Origin of the sequence: Clostridium sardiniense, assembly GCF_050584765.1 — a bacterium.
Taxonomy (GTDB): Bacteria; Bacillota; Clostridia; order Clostridiales; family Clostridiaceae; genus Clostridium; species Clostridium sardiniense_A.
Genome location: NZ_JBNOOR010000002.1, coordinates 476,129 through 495,182, shown reverse-complemented (window position 1 = coordinate 495,182; position 19,054 = coordinate 476,129). Strand labels below are relative to the sequence as shown.

General features: G+C 28.3%; 9 protein-coding genes and 2 riboswitches. All 9 genes read left to right on the top strand.

What is annotated here, in order from left to right:
• The first annotated feature begins 90 nt into the window (after positions 1-90).
• The 9 genes from ACQPUW_RS12080 to ptcA all read left to right on the top strand — a co-directional run bounded on the left by ACQPUW_RS12080 (position 91) and on the right by ptcA (position 19,049).
• A complete protein-coding gene (locus tag ACQPUW_RS12080) occupies positions 91-804 on the top strand; it encodes a M48 family metallopeptidase (protein ID WP_430837752.1) in 714 nt (237 codons plus the stop codon).
• Between the two features lie 419 nt (positions 805-1,223).
• Positions 1,224-3,056 (top strand): PRD domain-containing protein, encoded by a 1,833-nt coding sequence (locus ACQPUW_RS12075; protein WP_430837751.1) that lies wholly within the window; start codon positions 1,224-1,226, stop codon positions 3,054-3,056.
• Between the two features lie 262 nt (positions 3,057-3,318).
• Positions 3,319-4,038 (top strand): ABC transporter ATP-binding protein, encoded by a 720-nt coding sequence (locus ACQPUW_RS12070; RefSeq protein ID WP_430837750.1) that lies wholly within the window; start codon positions 3,319-3,321, stop codon positions 4,036-4,038.
• Positions 4,035-5,177: an ABC transporter permease gene (locus tag ACQPUW_RS12065; RefSeq protein ID WP_430837749.1), complete on the top strand. Its 1,143-nt coding sequence runs from the start codon at positions 4,035-4,037 to the stop codon at positions 5,175-5,177. Before ACQPUW_RS12070 ends, ACQPUW_RS12065 begins: the two co-directional genes overlap by 4 nt.
• A 508-nt stretch (positions 5,178-5,685) precedes the next feature.
• On the top strand, positions 5,686-7,188 hold the full coding sequence (locus tag ACQPUW_RS12060; RefSeq protein ID WP_430837748.1) for a catalase: 1,503 nt from the start codon (positions 5,686-5,688) through the stop codon (positions 7,186-7,188).
• Between the two features lie 577 nt (positions 7,189-7,765).
• A riboswitch (cyclic di-GMP riboswitch) is annotated at positions 7,766-7,849 on the top strand.
• Positions 7,850-7,985: 136 nt separating this feature from the next.
• Positions 7,986-8,069, top strand: a riboswitch (cyclic di-GMP riboswitch).
• 238 nt (positions 8,070-8,307) lie between these two features.
• Entirely contained in the window at positions 8,308-16,608 is an 8,301-nt protein-coding gene (locus ACQPUW_RS12055; RefSeq protein WP_430837747.1) for a SpaA isopeptide-forming pilin-related protein, read from the top strand.
• Between the two features lie 84 nt (positions 16,609-16,692).
• Positions 16,693-16,905, top strand: a complete 213-nt coding sequence (locus ACQPUW_RS12050) for an MSCRAMM family protein (protein WP_430837746.1) — start codon at positions 16,693-16,695, stop codon at positions 16,903-16,905.
• Between the two features lie 52 nt (positions 16,906-16,957).
• The gene (locus ACQPUW_RS12045) at positions 16,958-17,716 is read left to right on the top strand and encodes a MurR/RpiR family transcriptional regulator (RefSeq protein ID WP_430837745.1); all 759 of its coding nucleotides are present in this window, start codon (positions 16,958-16,960) and stop codon (positions 17,714-17,716) included.
• Positions 17,717-18,035: 319 nt separating this feature from the next.
• A complete protein-coding gene (ptcA, locus tag ACQPUW_RS12040; protein ID WP_430837744.1) occupies positions 18,036-19,049 on the top strand; it encodes a putrescine carbamoyltransferase in 1,014 nt (337 codons plus the stop codon).
• Positions 19,050-19,054: the final 5 nt, after the last annotated feature.

The window sequence follows — 19,054 nt, the reverse complement described above, 5'->3', positions numbered from 1 at the left end:
AGTTTTTAATAATTACTGCTTATTGATAATTATTATCTAAAGTTATAATATATAAATATAGATAAATTTATATATTATTAGGAGAAGAAAATGAAAAAACTTAACATAACTCATGATGGTGAGATTATTACATTTACTCTTATAAGAAAAAATGTAAAGAATATAAACCTTAGAGTTAAAGGAACAGGAGAGACTATAGTAACAGCAAATCCTAGGGTTGATGAAGAGTATATTATAGATTTCTTAAAGAGAAAAATGCCTTGGATAATAGGACATAGAGAAAAGTTTAAAGAGAGAAGAGAATCAATTCAAAAAGAAAAAGATAGAATTGGTGAAGATAGTATTTGGTATCTTGGAAAGGTATATAAAGTTAAGGCTGTTAAGAGTGAGAAGGAATATATAAAGCGAGGAAAAGATGAAATTTATGTATTTCTAAAGGATAAGGATAATGAGAAAAGAGTTAATACACTTTTAAGCAAGTGGTATGGAGAGAGTTGCTTAGAGATATTTACCTCTATATATGGAAGTATGTTTAAGAAATTTGGCTCTTATATGATTCCACATGTTGATATAAAGGTTAGAAAAATGAAAAGTAGATGGGGATCTTGTAATCCAGTAAAGAAAAGCGTGACTTTAAATAGTGAACTTATGAAAACACCAATGGAGTGTATTGAATTTGTAATAGCTCATGAACTAGCTCATTTAGTCGAAGCAAATCATAGCAAAGCTTTCTATGAGGTTTTAACTAAGGTAATGCCAGACTGGAAGGAAAGAAAAGAAGTATTAGATAAATTTTATTTATAGCTCAGGTAGGAGCATAATATTTTTTATAGTTTTTTAATTTTTAATCATATAAGAAATATTATGTTCCTATTTATTTTTATTAAAATTAATGTTTTATGCTGGATGTGAAGGTTTTAAATAATTAGCTTATTTAGAGTATTGATTAAGAGGTCCTTATATTGTTTAAGAATTTATTATATATGATATTTTAATTTAAAGGTGTATAAGAAGTTTACATATGATTAATTTGTAATAATATTAGAGTGTTAATTGTAGATATATAAAGTTATGCTAAGTAAGACTTAAGGATTTATCATTTAATATAATAAGCACTGTATATTTTATTTGATAGATGATATAATTTCAAATGAAAAGGATTAAATTGAAATAAGAATTTAAATAAAGGATAGATTTAACCGTAGTATAATGGGGGGACAAAGTTGAGTAATAAAGAAAAAATTGAGATATGTTTAGCAGAACTAACAGATGAAGCATTTAAATCTAATAGAAGTGGTGGAGTAGAAACCCTTGAAATATCAGAACGATTAAATTTAAGAAGAAATGTTGTTAGCCATTATTTAAACGTTTTAGTAGCAGAAGATAAAGTTATTAAGATAAAAAGTAGACCTGTACAATTTATTCACAGAGAGACTTTAAATAAGTATAGAAATAAAAAGAGTAGTGAAATAAAAGATGGATCTATTGAAGGAGTTATATATAATGAATTTATGTCTATAAGTAATTTACTTATAGAATATGATGAAAATAGATTAAGCTTAAAGGAAATTAGAAAAGAGATTAGCATAATAATGAATAAATGCTTAAGCACTATTGTATACAGTGAAAATACTGCTAAAAATGATATTTTGGAAAAAGAATATTTAAATATAATTAGCAAGTCTCTTGAAATAGTTCATGATAATTATGGCCTTAAATATTATGGGAATACTGCCAAAGTATTTAGCAGAATAATCTTATTTTTCATGAAACATAAATGTCTAAATTCAGCATGGTCAGAGGAAGAGAAGAATAAACTTCAAGAAATATTAAATAGAAAATTATCTAAAGAATACATAATGGTAAACAAGCTTACCTTAAATATTAAAAATAATATGGATTGTGACATAGATTTTAATACTAAGCTTTTTATAACACTATATATTTTAATTACAATGAAAAATAATAATTTAAAGGTGAATGCCTTAATAATTGCTCATGGATATTCAACTGCAAGTAGTATTGCAAGTACAGTAAATCAATACTTTGGAGAGTTTATATTTAATACATTTGATATACCTATAAATATGCCAAAGGAAGAGATTGTACGAATAATAAAGGGATATATAAAATCAGTAGATAATGAGGAAGATGCAATAGTTTTAGTTGATATGGAATCTCTACTATCTATTGCTAGTGATTTAGAGGATATAGTGCAGGGTGATATTGGAGTTATAAATAATATAACAACAAATGTTGCTATAAATATTGCAGAGAAGATGATAGATGGGAAGAGAATACCAGATATAATTGACTACATAAAAAAAGAAGAAAAATCAAAATGCAAATTTATTAAAGGTAAAAAGAAAAAGAAAGCTATACTTACAACCTGTATTTCTGGAATAGGTACTTCTGTAAAAATAAAAGAATTACTTTTAAAGTGTATAGGGGATGTGGATATCGAGATAATCCCTTATGAATATGGAAGTCTAGCTAATAAAGGAATTGATGATGAGATTTTTTCAAAGTATGATGTAAAGCTTATAATAAGTACAACCAATCTAAAAATAGATGGTATAAACTGCATTTTATTAGAAAATCTAATAACTTCTGATTCAAATAGAAAGCTTGAAAAATTATTATTAGAGTTTTTGGATAAAGAGCATATTAAGATTATAAGAAGAGACATTGCAAAGATGTTCTCACTTCAAAATATAATAAATCAATTAACTATATTAAATCCAAATAAGATAATAAATGAAGTTGATATAATAATAAGTAAAATGGAAAGAAAGTTTAAAAAGACATTCTCATTAGATCTTAGGATGCTTTTATATATTCATATAAGCGTTATGATAGAGAGACTTATATTAAATCAAGGAATGGTCTTTAAAGAAGATGATGGTAAGTATGTTAAGAATAATAAAAAGATTATAGAAGTCATAGAAGATAGTTTTGGAGATACTGCAAAAGAATATAATTTTTACTTAACAACTAAAGAAATTCAAATTGTTCAAGAAATAATAGAAAGTAGACTAGGGAAGATAAAAGTTTAATATTTAAATAAAAAAGAAGTGAGCTATATGGCTCGCTTCTTTTTTGAAGAATTTAAGCTGTATCTTATCTTTATAAAAATGATATTCTTATTTTAATATAAATTAATGAAAATCCTATTAACAAAATATTTGTTTTTGCTTAAGAATGTATTAAGCAATTCTGACTTTACTAATAATCCATATTAATTTGGCAAATAGTAGATTTAGAATATAATAGTTTTATATAAGTGAATAATTATTCACTAAAGGAGGATGAGTTAAAATGACTATTGTTGATATTAAAGATGTATCGAAAAGTTTCTCTAAAAATAAGGTTTTAAATAATATTAGTCTTACATTAGATAAGGGGGAAATACTTGGTCTTATAGGGCCATCAGGTTCTGGAAAGACTACTTTAGTAAAAGCTATAATAGGAATGGAAAAACAAGATAATGGAAGTATTAAAGTATTAGATACTAATATGCCAAATAGAAAAGTACTTCAAAGAATAGGATATATGGCTCAAGCAGATGCTTTATATGGTGATTTATCAGCTAGGGATAATCTTGTATTCTTTGCAAAATTATTTGGAATCCATAAAAATAAGATAAAAGATAGAATAGATTATGTTCTTAAACTTGTGAATTTATCAGAGCATATCAATAAAAAAGTGGATAACTTTTCAGGTGGTATGAAAAGAAGGCTATCTTTAGCTATTGCATTGATTCAAGATCCTGAGCTTTTAATTTTAGATGAACCAACAGTTGGAATAGATCCAGAGCTTCGCCTTAGTATATGGAAGGAATTAAATACCTTAAAGGAAAGTGGAAAATCAATAATAGTAACAACTCATGTTATGGATGAAGCTGAAAAGTGTGATCGTCTAGCCTTAATTAGAAATGGAGAAGTTATGGTAGATGGAACGCCAAAGAGTTTAAAGGAAGAGTTCAATGTTAATACAATAGAAGAAGTATTCTTAAAGGTTGGGAGAGAAAGAGAATGAGAGTAGCTGCATTAATAAAAAGAATAATTTTTCAAATGATTCATGATAAAAGAACATTAGCATTGATGATGGTGGCACCTTTAGTAATTTTAACTTTAATGAATGTATTATTTAAAACTAGTGATAATACAAACTTAAAGATTGGAACTTATAAAGTAAATAGTGAAATTGTAAGCGCCTTTAAGGACAATGGTGTTGATGTAGAAGAATATTCAAATGATAGTGATATAAAGAACAAAATAGAAGATAATAAGCTTGCTGCATTTATAAGCATGAATGATAATAAATTAGATGTAACTTATGAAAATAGTGATCCTTCAAAAACAGCACAGGTTAATATGAATCTTCAAGGTGCAATGACAAAAATGAATATAGAAAACTTAGTCAATATAACTAAAACACAAGGTGAAGTTATAAAAAAACAACAGGAACTTATTTTGAAATTAACAAGACAGCCGATTACTGAAAAACAAGATAAAACTATAACACATAATAATATTCAAATTGAAAGTCATTATATATATGGTAATAAAGATACTAATTTCTTTGATACTATAATACCTGTACTTGTTGGATTCTTTGTGTTCTTCTTTGTATTTTTAATTTCTGGAATAGCTTTATTAAAAGAAAGAACTACAGGTACACTAGATAGACTATTGTCAACTCCAATTAAGAGAAGTGAAGTAGTATTTGGATATTTAATAGGTTATGGAATATTTGCAGTTATACAGACAGTTATTGTAGCGTTATATACAATTTATGGACTGAAGGTTGATATTGTAGGAAGTCTTGGACTTGTATTATTAACTAATGTAATATTAGCATTTGTTGCATTATCCTTTGGAGTGCTTCTTTCAACATTTGCAAATTCAGAGTTTCAGATGATGCAATTTATACCAATAGCTATAATACCACAAATATTCTTTGCAGGAATTATACCAGTAGATGGAATGGCAAATTGGCTTCAGGTTATAGCTAAATTTATTCCTATGTATTACGCAGGTGATGCCCTTCAAGGTGTTATACTTAAGGGATATACTTTTAGCCAAATACAATTTGATTTACTTATATTATTAATATTTGCAGTTGTATTTATTATATTAAATATTGTGGGGTTAAAGAGGTATCGTAAGGTTTAGGAAGGTCTATGCAATTATTAAGGATATTATATAAGTATAGAGAGGATTTATAGAAAATTATTAGATAAAGTTAAATTGGAATAATGAAGAGTAAAGAGAATATATGTAATAGATAATATTAAAAGGATTATTAAAAATACTTTAACTTATCTACTATGTAGTAAATAGTTTAGCCTGTAGCTAGTAAATTTTATAATTTACTAGCTTTAAATTTATAAATTATAAAAATTAGAAATTTCTTATTTGTGAATTTATGAATTTGTGAAGTTGTATTCAAAATGAATATTATTTTCTAAACGTAGTGGTAATGCCGAGTGAGACGTATTATTGTGAACTTTTATTTTTTTAAATATTAATTATTATTGAAATACTAATTCTTATATTGATTTTAGAAAATTGCAGCAGTATACTAGTAACAAATAATAATTATTAATTAATATTAAAGATTTGAGATTTATTAGCTAATGAATTGGTAGTATTGAATTTATACAGATGAGGAGATAAGGTTATGGATGAAAAAAATATACTTTCTACTGCTGCTGGCGCTCCAGTGGGAAATGATAATCAATCACTTTCAACAGATGAAGGATATGTTGGTATACAAGATAGCGAGTTAATTGAAAAACTTGCTCATTTCACAAGAGAAAGAATTCCAGAGAGAGTTGTTCATGCAAAGGCCGCTGGAGCACATGGATATTTTGAAGTTACAAATGATGTATCAAAATATACAAAGGCTAAATTCTTATCAGAAGTAGGTAAGAGAACAGAGGTGCTTGCAAGAATATCAACAGTTGGTGGTGAATCAGGTACAGCTGACACTGCAAGGGATCCAAGAGGGTTTGCTTTAAAATTTTATACTGAAGACGGAAATTATGATATGGTTGGAAACAATACACCTGTTTTCTTCATTAGAGATGCTATAAAATTCCCGGATTTCGTACACACTCAAAAGAGAAATCCACAAACTCACTTAAAAGATGCAAATATGTACTGGGATTTCTTATCACTTACTCCAGAATCAATACATCAGGTAGTTTATATGTTTACAGATAGTGGGACACCAAAAGATATAAGACATATAAATGGATTTTCAAGCCATGCATACATGTGGTATAACGAAAAGAACGAGTATGTATGGGTTAAATATACATTTAAAACTGACTTAGGAAGAGAAAATCTTACTGTTGAAGAAGCAGAAGAATTAGCTAGTAAAAATCCTGATAGCTCTATATCAGATCTTTTTGAGAATATAGAGAAAGGAAATTTCCCAAGCTGGACTGTATATGTTCAAATAATGACACCAGAACAAGCTGAAAAATATGAGTTTGACCCATTTGATGTTACAAAGGTTTGGTATCATAAGGATTTCCCACTAATTCCATTTGGTAAATTGGTTCTAAATAGAAATCCAGAAAACTATTTTGAAGAAATTGAACAAGCAGCCTTTTCTCCAAGTAATTTTGTTCCAGGAATAGCAGCTTCACCAGATAAGTTGTTACAAGGTAGATTATTTGCATATAAGGATGCCCAAAGATATAGACTTGGTACTAATCATGATCAATTACCAGTCAATGCTCCAAAACATTCTGCAAATACAAAACAAAGAGATGGACAAATGAATTTAAATAATGGTGGATCAAGACCAAACTATTTCCCAAATTCATTTGAAGATATATCTACAGATGAGAAATATAATCCACCAGCAGTAAATGTAAGTGGTATATTAGCGAAACATAAATTAGATGTAGAAGATATAGATTTCGTTCAACCAGGAGAATTCTATAGAAGAGTTCTTAAACCACAAGAGAAAATTAACTTAGTTCATAATATTGCATTACATCTTGGTAATGCTGTTAAGAATATTCAATATAGACAAACTGCTTTATTCTATAAAGTTGATGTTGAACTTGGAACTAAAGTAGCAGAACAATTAAAATTAGATGTTAATAGAGTTAAAGAGCTTGCAGAAATGTCTCAAGAAGATAGAGTAAAAGCAACTTTAAATTATTAATATAAAATCAGTTTAAGTTTAAGTAGATTTCAATCTATTATAAAAGGACTTTTTCTTGAAGGAAAAAGTCCTTTTAATATTTTATATAATTAATTTTAAAATAGCGCAGTATAAGATTTGATTTATATTACTAAAATTTATTTTGATTGTAAGACAAAAGAGTGTTTACTTTGTTGATATGAAGTAGACAGGTTGGATATTTAACTTTATAATTGATAGATGATTAACTGATATAAATTATTAACTAATATCAATTAAATTTTAATGGAAATAAAATTTAAAATATAAATGATGGATAATAGTGGGGAAGATTTGAATAAATTATTAATAACTGATTTTATGTATTGAGGTAAAATTTGTATAGTGTTAGAATTGGTTTTGACAAAATGAGTAAATTTCATGATGACAATGAAATCTATAAACTTAAGAATTATATTCTGTATATTAAAATTTTATATATAGAATTTGTAGTGTAACGGGCTAATTTATTTAAATTAATACTTAGAAATATAAATTAGTCTTTTTTTATGCAAAAATGAACTAATTATATAATTTATATAATAAAAAAATTGAATAACACATTTTTAGGAACTGTGAAATACATTCTGCATTTGGGCACTTGGAATGTATGGAGTTAGTAGTGCAACCGACTAATTTATTTTTTAATTACTGTTATAGAACTTTTTATAGAAGTTATTTTTTAATATTGCTATAGAACTTTTTATACCAATTAAATATAAGTTGGTCTTTTTTTATGCAAAAATAAACTAATTATATAATAAAAAAATTAAATAACACATATTTTTAGGAACTGTGAAGTACATTCTGTATTTGGGCACTTGGAATGTATGGAGTTAGTAGTGCAACCGACTAATTTATTTTTTAATTACTGTCATAGAACTTTTTATAGCAATTATTTTTTTAATACTGTTATAGAAATTTTTATATAAATTAAATATAAATTAGTCTTTTTTTATACCAATAGAATGAAATGAACAACAGGAATTTGTTAAACTAAAAAATTTTAGAAAGGAGTGATAATTAAAGGATTATTTAAGAGTAAATGAAGAAGCGATTATCTTATGGGAATCTTAAGAAAATTTAAAAAGGAGGGATTATATGAGTCGTAAGAGAAAAGAGTTTTTTGCATTTCTTGCTATAGTAGTGGTAGTTAATATGATTACTAGTATGTTTTTACCCACTGCATCAGTTTTGGCAGCAACAACGTCAAAAGGTAACTCTAATATAGAAGTGAATATAACGAGTGATAAAAAGACTGTAGAATCAGGACAGCAGATTACATTTAATCTAGAGTATAAAGTTGTTGGTGGACAGGGTTCTATAAAAGAGGGGGATGTTTTAGAATTTAAACTACCTGATGAATTTAGTAATATAAAACCTAAATATCCACCAGAACATTTTAAAGATGTAGAGGTACAGGGAACGACTGTAAGAGCTATATTTAGTAAAGGGGCAGAAACAGCTATTGCTGGATATATGTCAATAAATGCAACTGCAAAAGATGTAAATAGTAATACTCCAGCTAGGGTTGAAGTAAATGTAAATGGTACAACACAATACTTAGATGTAGATGTAACACCAAAACCAGAAGATCCAAATCCAGATCCAGATCCGAATCCAATAGATAGACAGTTAATGAAGAGTGTTGAAAATGCTATTGGTTGGGAAGGGGATAAAATGTTAGCTAATATAGCTAAACCAGTGGTTGGAAAAAGTACAAAATATACTATAGATATAAATGAAAAATATGCACCAATGCATAATGTATCTTTAGATGATACTATGCCACAAGGTACAGAACTTATAAAGGATTCTATAAAAATTTATGAAATACCATATGGTGGATCACAAAAAGATGTGACTAATGATATGAAAAATAAGCTGAGTATAAGTTCTAATAGATTATATTTAAACTTAGGTTATATAGATAAACGATATAGAATAGAGTATTCAGCAAAGTATAATACTGAGTATCCTCAATATATAAATACAGCTAAGCTTTCACAATATGGAAAAGATCCTATAAATAGTTCAACAATAGTTAAACCTATAGTTGATGATAGGATGATTACTAAAGAATCTAGAAGTGAAAATGAAATTAAAGATAAGGATGGAAGGTCTACATTTGTTGTAAGTAAGATAGGAGACACTGTAGACTATACAGTTGATGTAAATCCTAATAATGCTAGTATAAAGAATGCAATATTTGAAGATAACTTTCCAAAAGGAATGCAGCTTGTTGATGGTAGTGTAAGGGTTGGAGAAAGAGATATAAGTGGAAATTTCAACTGGATAACAGATAGTATTAAAGATAATATAAGCACAACTGATAACAAAATGACTATAAAACTTGGAGATACAAACAAGCACTATTACATATACTACAAACTTAAAGTAACTGATAGATATAAAGAATATAACAATAATGCAAAAATATCTTATGATGGAACATCGCAGGAAGTAAATTCAGAAATTAATTATGAGATGAATGCAGGTGCAATAAATGCACAAAAATTAGTTGATAAGACAGAGCTTAAAAAGGGTGACGATCAGATAGTTACTTATACAATAAACTTTGATTGTTATGGATATTTTAATCAGAATTATTTAAGTTTAGTTGATAATTTAGATAGTAGATTAAAGATTGTAGGAGTTGAGGTACCAAAAGAATTTACAGCAAAAGTAGCAGATGGAAACAAAGTTACTGTAGTAAATGATAAAGGCTCAATAGAATATGGACAGAAGCTTCAAGTAAAGATAAAAACTGATTTTAGTAATGTACCAGATGGAACAACGATAAGCAATGTAGCTAAAATCGATAAAGCCACAACAAACGAAGTTACTACTAAAAAAGGATATGTTTTTGAAGCTAAAAAAATTGATAGCTATACAAAAGAAGCATTAAGTGGAGCAAAATTTGAACTTTTAGATAGCAACAAAAATTTAATTGATACTGTAACAAGCGATTCAGAAGGAAATATAAAGCATAACATTGATGCTCCAGGAGATTATTATCTTAAAGAGGTAGAAGCTCCAAAGGGCTATGTTTTAGATAGTTCAGAAAAGAAATTTACTATAAAAGATAGTGATATAGGAACAGTTATTAATATAGGAAACTTAGAAAATAACATAAAGACTGGATCAGTAAATCTTACTAAAGAAGATAGTGAGACATCACAAAAGTTAGAAGGAGCAGAATTTAAGTTATATTCTAAGGATGATAAAGAAATAGGAACATATACAACAAATAAGGATGGCTCAATAGAAGTAAAAGACTTAAGACCAGGGGATTATTACTTTGTTGAAACAAAAGCACCAGAAGGTTATGACATAGATAGCTCAAAGCATGAATTTACAATTGCTTTAGGGGGAACAGAGAATCCTATAAACTTAGTAGTAAAGAATAATATTAAAAAAGGTGAGGCTGTACTAATTAAAGAGGATGCAGATACTGGAGAAAAACTTCAAGGTGCTGTATACGGATTTTATGATTCATCAGATAATCTTATAGAACAAGTAACAACTGATGAAAATGGTCAAGGGGTAGTAAGTAGTAAATTAAGACCAGGAAACTATTACTTTAAAGAAATAAAAGCGCCAAAGGGATACAACCTAAGTGATGAGAAAATACCTGTTGAGATAAAAACAGGAGGAATTGCAAATCCAGAAAGCGTAATTGCAAAAGATTCAATAATGCTAGGATCTGTAAAACTTATAAAAGTAGATAGCAAAACAGGTGGAAAACTTAAAGGTGCAGTATATGGAATATATGATGCAGATAATAACTTAGTAGATAAGGTTACAACAGGTGATAATGGAGAGGTAACAACTACTAATTTAAGACCAGGAAAGTATTATTTTAAAGAGATAACAGCGCCAGTTGGATATGAAGTTAATGAAGCTAAATATCCATTTGAAATAATTTTGGGACAAACATCACAGATTCAAGAAATAACAGCTAGTGATAACATAATATTAGGTTCAATAAATCTAATTAAAGAAGATAGTGAAACATCTCAGAAGTTAGGTGGAGCAGAGTTTGATTTATATAAGGTTAATGATAATTCTACTAATGGATTATTTAGATTAATAAAATCACTATTTAAATCAAATGATGAGAAGATAGGAACATATACTACAGATGAAAATGGACAAATATCAGTAAAAGATTTAAGACCAGGAAACTATTATTTTGTAGAAATAAAAGCACCAGATGGATATGAATTAGATAATTCAAAACATGAATTTGAGATAGTTTTAGGTAAAGCAGAAAATGCTATACAACTAGTAGCTAAAAATAATATTAAAAAAGGTGAAGCTATATTAGTTAAGGAAGATAGTAAGACAGGAGAAAAGCTTCAAGGTGCTATATATGGGCTTTACGACTCATCAGATAAACTTATAGAACAGGTAACAACTGATGAAAATGGTCAAGCTATAGTAAGCACTAATTTAAGACCAGGAAACTATTACTTTAAAGAAATACAAGCACCAAAGGGATACAACATAAGTGATGAGAAAATACCTGTTGAGATAAAAATAGGAGGGATTGCAGATCCAGAAAGTGCAATTGCAAAAGATTCAGTTATTTTAGGATCAGCGAAACTTATAAAAGTAGATAGCAAAACTGGTGGAAAACTTAAAGGTGCAGTATATGGAATATATGATGCAGACAATAACTTAGTAGATAAAGTTACAACAGGTGATAATGGAGAAGTAACAGCTACTGATTTAAGACCAGGCAAGTATTACTTTAGAGAAATTACAGCTCCATTTGGATATGAGTTAAATCAAACTAAGTATCCATTTGAAATAACACTTGGAGAAACATCAAAGGTTCCAGAGATAACAGCTAATGATGATGTAACATTAGGTTCAGCAAAACTTATAAAGACTGATAGTAAAACAGGAGAAAAACTTCAAGGGGCAGTATATGGAGTATATAATTCAGATAATGAGTTAGTGGAGAAAGTTACAACAGGAGATAATGGAGAAACAACAGCCACTAATTTAAGACCAGGTAAGTACTACTTTAAAGAAATACAAGCACCACTTGGATATGCTTTAAGCCAAACAGAATATCCATTTGAAATAACACTCGGAGAGACATCAAAGGTTCCAGAGGTAGTTACTAAGAATGATATGCTTTTAGGTTCAGTAAATCTTATTAAAGAGGATAGTGAAACAGCTCAGAATTTAGAAGGAGCAGAATTTAAATTATACTCTCAAGACAATATAGAGCTAGGAACATATACTACAGATAAAAATGGATCAATAGAAGTAAAAGACTTAAGAGCAGGAACTTATTACTTTGTAGAAACAAAAGCACCAGAAGGATACGCTTTAGATGCTTCAAAGCATGAGTTTAAAATAGTTTTAGGTAAAACTGATACACCAATACAATTAACAGTAAAAAATAATATCAAAAAAGGTGAAGCTATCTTAGTTAAAGAGGATAGTAAAACAGGAGAAAAACTTCAAGGTGCTATATATGGACTTTATGATTCATCAGATAATCTTATAGAAAAGGTAACAACTGATGAAAATGGTCAAGCTATAGTAAGTAGTAAATTAAGACCAGGAAGTTATTACTTTAAAGAAATAACAGCACCAAAGGGATATAACATAAGTGATGAGAAGATATCTGTTGAGATAAAAACAGGAGGAATTGCAGATCCAGAGGTAGCAATTGCAAAAGATAATGTTATCTTAGGATCAGCAAAACTTATAAAGGTTGATAGCAAAACAGGTGGAAAACTTAAAGGTGCAGTATATGGAATATATGATGCAGACAATAATTTAGTAGATAAAGTTACAACAGGAGACAATGGCGAAGTAACAGCTACTGATTTAAGACCAGGAAAATATTATTTTAGAGAAATTACAGCTCCATTTGGATATGAATTAAATCAAGCTAAATATCCATTTGAGATAATTTTAGGTGAAACATCAAAGGTTCCAGAAGTAACAGCTAATGATGATATACTTTTAGGATCAGTAAATCTTATTAAAGAAGATAGTGAAACAGCTCAAAGGCTAGAAGGAGCAGAGTTTGATCTATATAAAGTAAATGAGAAATCAACTAATAGTAATTCAGTAATAAGGGCAATATCAGATTTTCTTACTCCAGATAGTAGTAAGATAGGAACTTATACTACAGATGAAAATGGAGCAATATCAGTAAAAGATTTAAGACCAGGAAACTATTATTTTGTGGAGACAAAGTCACCAATAGGATATGATTTAGATAATTCAAAACATGAATTTAAAGTAACTTTAGGTGAAACTAATACTCCAATACAATTAACAGTAAATAATAACATCAAAAAAGGTGAAGCTGTATTAGTTAAAGAAGATGTAAATACAGGTAATAAACTTCAAGGTGCTATATATGGCCTTTATGATTCATCAGATAAGCTTATAGAAAAGGTAACAACTGATGAAAATGGTCAAGCTATAGTAAGCACTAAGTTAAGACCAGGAAACTATTACTTTAAGGAAATACAAGCACCAAATGGGTATAACATAAGTGATGAAAAAATACCTGTTGAGATAAAAACAGGAGGAATTGCAGAGCGAGAAAGTGTAATTGCAAAAGATTCAGTTATTTTAGGATCAGCAAAACTTATAAAGGTTGATAGCAAAACAGGTGGAAAACTTAAGGGTGCAGTATATGGAATATATGATGCAGATAATAATTTAGTAGATAAGGTTACAACAGGAGATAATGGAGAAGTAACAGCTACTGATTTAAGACCAGGTAAATATTATTTTAAAGAGATAACAGCTCCATTTGGATATGAATTAAGTCAAACTAAGTATCCATTTGAAATAATCTTAGGAGAAACATCAAAGGTTCCAGAAATAACTGCTAGTAATGATGTAATATTAGGTTCAGCAAAGCTTATAAAAGTAGATAGTGAGACAGGTGAACAATTAGAAGGTGCAGTATATGGAATATATGATGCAGACAATAACTTAGTAGATAAAGTTACAACAAAAAATAATGGAGAAGTAACAGCTACTAATTTAAGGCCAGGCAAATATTACTTTAAGGAAATAACAGCACCAATTGGATATGCATTAAGTCAAACTAAATATCCATTTGAAATAACTTTGGGAGAAACATCAAAGGTTCCAGAAGTAACAGCTAAAAATGACATACTTTTAGGTTCAGTAAATCTTACTAAAGAAGATAGTGAAACAGATAAAAGATTAGAAGGTGCAGAATTTAAATTATATTCAAAAGATAATAAGGAACTTGGAACATACGCTACAGATAAGAATGGTTCATTAGAAGTAAAGAATTTAAGACCAGGAACTTATTATTTCATTGAAACAAAAGCACCAAATGGATATGCTTTAGATGGTTCAAAACATGAATTTAAAATAGTATTAGGAAAAACAGAAGAGGCAACTAAGTTAGTTATAAAAAATGATATAGAAAAAGGAGAAGCTATCTTAGTTAAAGAAGATTCAGATAATGGAGAAAGACTTAAAGGTGCTATATATGGACTTTATGATTCATCAGATAATCTTATAGAGAAGGTTACAACAGATGAAAATGGTCAAGCTATAGTAAGTAATAAATTAAGACCAGGAAAGTATTACTTTAAGGAAATACAAGCGCCTAATGGATACAATATAAGTGATGAAAAAATATCAGTTGAAATAAATACTGGTGGAGCAGTAAATCCAGAGGTAGCAATTGCAAAAGATAATGTTATCTTAGGATCAGCAAAACTTATAAAGGTTGATAGCAAAACAGGTGGAAAACTTAAAGGTGCAGTATATGGAATATATGATGCAGACAATAACTTAGTAGATAAGGTTACAACAGGAGATAATGGCAAAGTAACAGCTACTGATTTAAGACCAGGAAAGTATTACTTTAGAGAAATTACAGCTCCATTTGGATATGAATTAAATCAAGCTAAATATCCATTTGAAATAATCTTAGGGGAAACATCAAAGGTTCCAGAAATAACAGCTAATGATGATATAATTTTAGGTTCAGTAAATCTTATTAAAGAAGATAGTGAAACTAATCAGAGCTTAGAAGGTGCAGAGTTTGATTTATATAAAGTAAATGATAAATCAACTAATAGTAATTCAATAATAAGAGCAATATCAGATTTCATTACTCCAGATAGTAGTAAGATAGGAACATATACTACAGATAAAAATGGAGCAATATCAGTAAAAGACTTAAGACCAGGAAACTATTATTTTGTAGAGACAAAAGCTCCAGAAGGATACAATTTAGATAATTCAAAACATGAATTCAAGATAAACTTAGGGGATGTGGATAGTCCTATAAAATTAATAGTAAACAATGATATTAAAAAAGGTAAGGCAATCTTAATTAAAGAAGATATAGAAACAGGAGAAAAACTTCAAGGTGCTATATATGGTCTATATGATTTAGCAGGTAATATGATAGACAAAGTTACAACAGATAATAATGGACAGGCAATCACAAATGTAAATTTAAGACCAGGAAATTATTACTTTAAGGAAATACAAGCACCTAATGGATACAGTATAAGTAATGAAAAAATACCTGTTGAGATAAAATTAGGTGGAGTATCAGATCCTAATATAGTAGTAGCAAAAGATGCAGTAATATTAGGCTCAGCAAAACTTATTAAGGTAGATAGTAAAACAAATGAAAATTTAAAAGATGCAGTTTATGGAGTATATGACGAAGGCAATAACTTAGTAGATAAAGTTACAACAGGAGATAATGGAGAAGGAACAGTTACTAATTTAAGACCAGGCAAATATTACTTTAAAGAAATAACAGCACCATTTGGATATGAATTAAGTCAAACTAAGTATCCATTTGAGATAATTTTAGGAGAAACATCAAAGGTTCCAGAAGTAACAGCTAGTGATGATGTAATATTAGGTTCAGTAAATCTTACTAAAGAAGATAGTGAAACAGCTAAAAATTTAGAAGGTGCAGAATTTAAATTATATTCTAAAGATAATAAAGAGCTTGGAACATATACTACAGATAAAAATGGAGTATTAGAAGTAAAAGACTTAAGACCAGGAGATTATTACTTTGTAGAAACAAAGGCACCAGTAGGATATGAGTTAGACAATTCAAAGCATGAATTTATAATAACTTTAGGTGAAACTGAAAGTCCTATGGAATTAGTAGTTAAGAATACTAAGATAAAGGAAGAGAAGACTAAGGTAGAAGATCCTAAAGGAAATGATGATCCAAAGGATAACAATAATAAACCTAAAGATAAAGAAACAATAATTGATAATATTAAGAACAATATTCTTCCTAAGACAGGCTATGAGATGAAATATTTATATGCATTTATTATAATAGCAGTAGGTGTAATATTAATATTTATATCAAGAAGGAAAAATAACAAATAGATTAAAAGAGCACAACTAAGATTTAGTTGTGTTCTTTTTTTAGGATGTGTTTCAGTATAGTATTGAAATCTTTATAAGAATGATATGCTTTTAGGTTCAGTAAAGCTTACTAAACAGTATAGTGAAGCAGCTCAGAAATTAGAAGGAGCAGAATTTAAATTATGCTCTCAAGACAATACAGAGCTAGGAATATATATTACAGATAAAAATGGATCAATAGAAGTAAAAGATTTAAGAGCGGGAACTTATTACTTTGTAGAGACAAAAGCACTAGACTTTATGAAAATGTTTTCTTGAAGAGAAAATGTGGTATAATTAATGTAAAATATGGATTAATATAGGAGGTAACATGTCTATAAATTTTTTTGATTTTGTTAACGATAAAATAGGAACACTTAATAAAACAGAAAAGAAAATATTTGATTATGTAGTTGAAAACATAGATGCTGTAAAGGGAATGAGTATAAGGAAGTTATCAAATGAGTGTTACGTATCAACCACAACTTTGTTTCGGTTCGTTAAAAAGCTAGGTTTTGTAGGGTACAATGAATTTATATCAACTTTAAGAATTGGTTATGTTTCTGATGGTAAGGTTGTAATTCCACAGGTAGTTAAAAGGCAAGATTATAATGAAGAATATTTAAAAAATATAATAGAGGCTATTAGAGTGATTAAAAAGGATGATGCGGAGAAATTTGTTAACATATTAAGAAACAAGCCTAAAATATATATATTTGGAACTGGATTAACATTTCAAGTTGTTGGGTATATACATTATTTATTATTATCTATGGATTATGATGCTACTATAATAAATAGAGATTATGAAAAGCAACATATAATAAGAAGTGTATCTCCAGATGATTTAGTTCTTATTTTTTCTTTTAGTGGAGAGAATGATGAAATCATAGATATTTTAGAGCAAATAAAAGTAAAGAATAATAATATTGTTTCAATAACAAGAGCAGATAATAATTTAATTTGTAGTCTTAGTAATATTAATTTTTATATATTTTCAGATAGTATTACTAATAATGGGAATGATCTTAGTTCAAGAATAAGTATGATAGCTATTATGGAAACGTTACTATATAAATCATTATCATAATTTGAGAAATTTTATTACAAAATAAATCTATTAATAAAGCGTATTTTAATTTTATAAAGGTCTTAAAATAGATAGTCAATATAAAGAATCCTTAAAGGATTTATAGGTATTGATTATATATTTTAAGGCTTTTATTTTTTGAGTTTAGGAACGCAGGTGGAACAAAAGGAAACGTTTACTAATACGTTTCTACTTTGTTCCTAAATGATTTTCATAGGTTATAAGATTTTCATATCTCCAGTATAAATTACCATAAGCAAATCAAAAAATAAAAAATAAAAAATAAAAAATTTCTTTTTAAAATATGGAGGTATGAAAAATGTCAAGAATTAAGGATTTTGTAAACACTAACGATTTAAATAAGGAAGAATTACTGGATATAATGCATCTTGGAATTATGTTGAAAAAATGTGTTAAAAACGGATATTATCCTCAATTATTAAAAAATAAAGTTTTAGGAATGATTTTTGAACAATCATCAACAAGAACTAGAGTTTCTTTTGAAACAGCTATGGCTCAATTAGGAGGACATGCTCAATATTTAGCTCCAGGACAAATACAATTAGGTGGACATGAGTCTATAGAAGATACAGGAAAGGTTCTTTCTAAATTAGTGGATATACTTATGGCAAGAGTTGAAAGACATAAGACTATAGTTGATTTAGCAAATAGTGCTTCAATTCCAGTACTTAATGGAATGTCAGATTATAATCACCCAACACAAGAAATTGGAGACGCAATAACAATGCTTGAGAATTTACCACAAGGTAAAAAAATTGAAGATTGTAAGGTTGTATTTGTTGGAGACGCAACTCAAGTATGTAGATCATTAATGTTTATAGCTACAAAATTAGGAATGGATTTTGTTCAGTTTGGACCAAAAGGATTCCAATTATCAGCTGCAGACTTAGAAATAGGACAAGAAAACTGTAAAGTTTCTGGCGGTAGTGTTCTTATAACTGAGGATGTTGATGTAGCTATGAAAGATGCAGATTTTGTATATACAGATGTTTGGTATGGATTATATGAAGCAGAACTTTCAGAAGAAGAGAGATTAGCTACATTTATGCCAAAATATCAAGTTAATTCTGAATTAATGGCAAAGGCTAGTCCACATGCTAAATTCTTACACTGTCTACCAGCTACAAGAAATGAAGAGGTAACAGATGAAGTTTTAGATTCAGAAGATTCATTAGCTTGGGAAGAGGCTGGAAATAGATTAACTGCTCAAAGAGCATTATTAGTATATTTCTTAAATAGAGATGCTGTTCAAGATTTTAAAGTTGAAACTTGTAAGCGTGAATTAAATGAAATGCTATCAAGAATATTATAAGAAAT

Coding starts and splice junctions, on each gene's coding strand:
- ACQPUW_RS12070 (WP_430837750.1), top strand. CDS start 3,319: ATGACTATTGTTGATATTAAAGATGTATCGAAAAGTTTCTCTAAAAAT.
- ACQPUW_RS12055 (WP_430837747.1), top strand. CDS start 8,308: ATGAGTCGTAAGAGAAAAGAGTTTTTTGCATTTCTTGCTATAGTAGTG.
- ACQPUW_RS12080 (WP_430837752.1), top strand. CDS start 91: ATGAAAAAACTTAACATAACTCATGATGGTGAGATTATTACATTTACT.
- ptcA (WP_430837744.1), top strand. CDS start 18,036: ATGTCAAGAATTAAGGATTTTGTAAACACTAACGATTTAAATAAGGAA.
- ACQPUW_RS12060 (WP_430837748.1), top strand. CDS start 5,686: ATGGATGAAAAAAATATACTTTCTACTGCTGCTGGCGCTCCAGTGGGA.
- ACQPUW_RS12045 (WP_430837745.1), top strand. CDS start 16,958: ATGTCTATAAATTTTTTTGATTTTGTTAACGATAAAATAGGAACACTT.
- ACQPUW_RS12065 (WP_430837749.1), top strand. CDS start 4,035: ATGAGAGTAGCTGCATTAATAAAAAGAATAATTTTTCAAATGATTCAT.
- ACQPUW_RS12050 (WP_430837746.1), top strand. CDS start 16,693: ATGCTTTTAGGTTCAGTAAAGCTTACTAAACAGTATAGTGAAGCAGCT.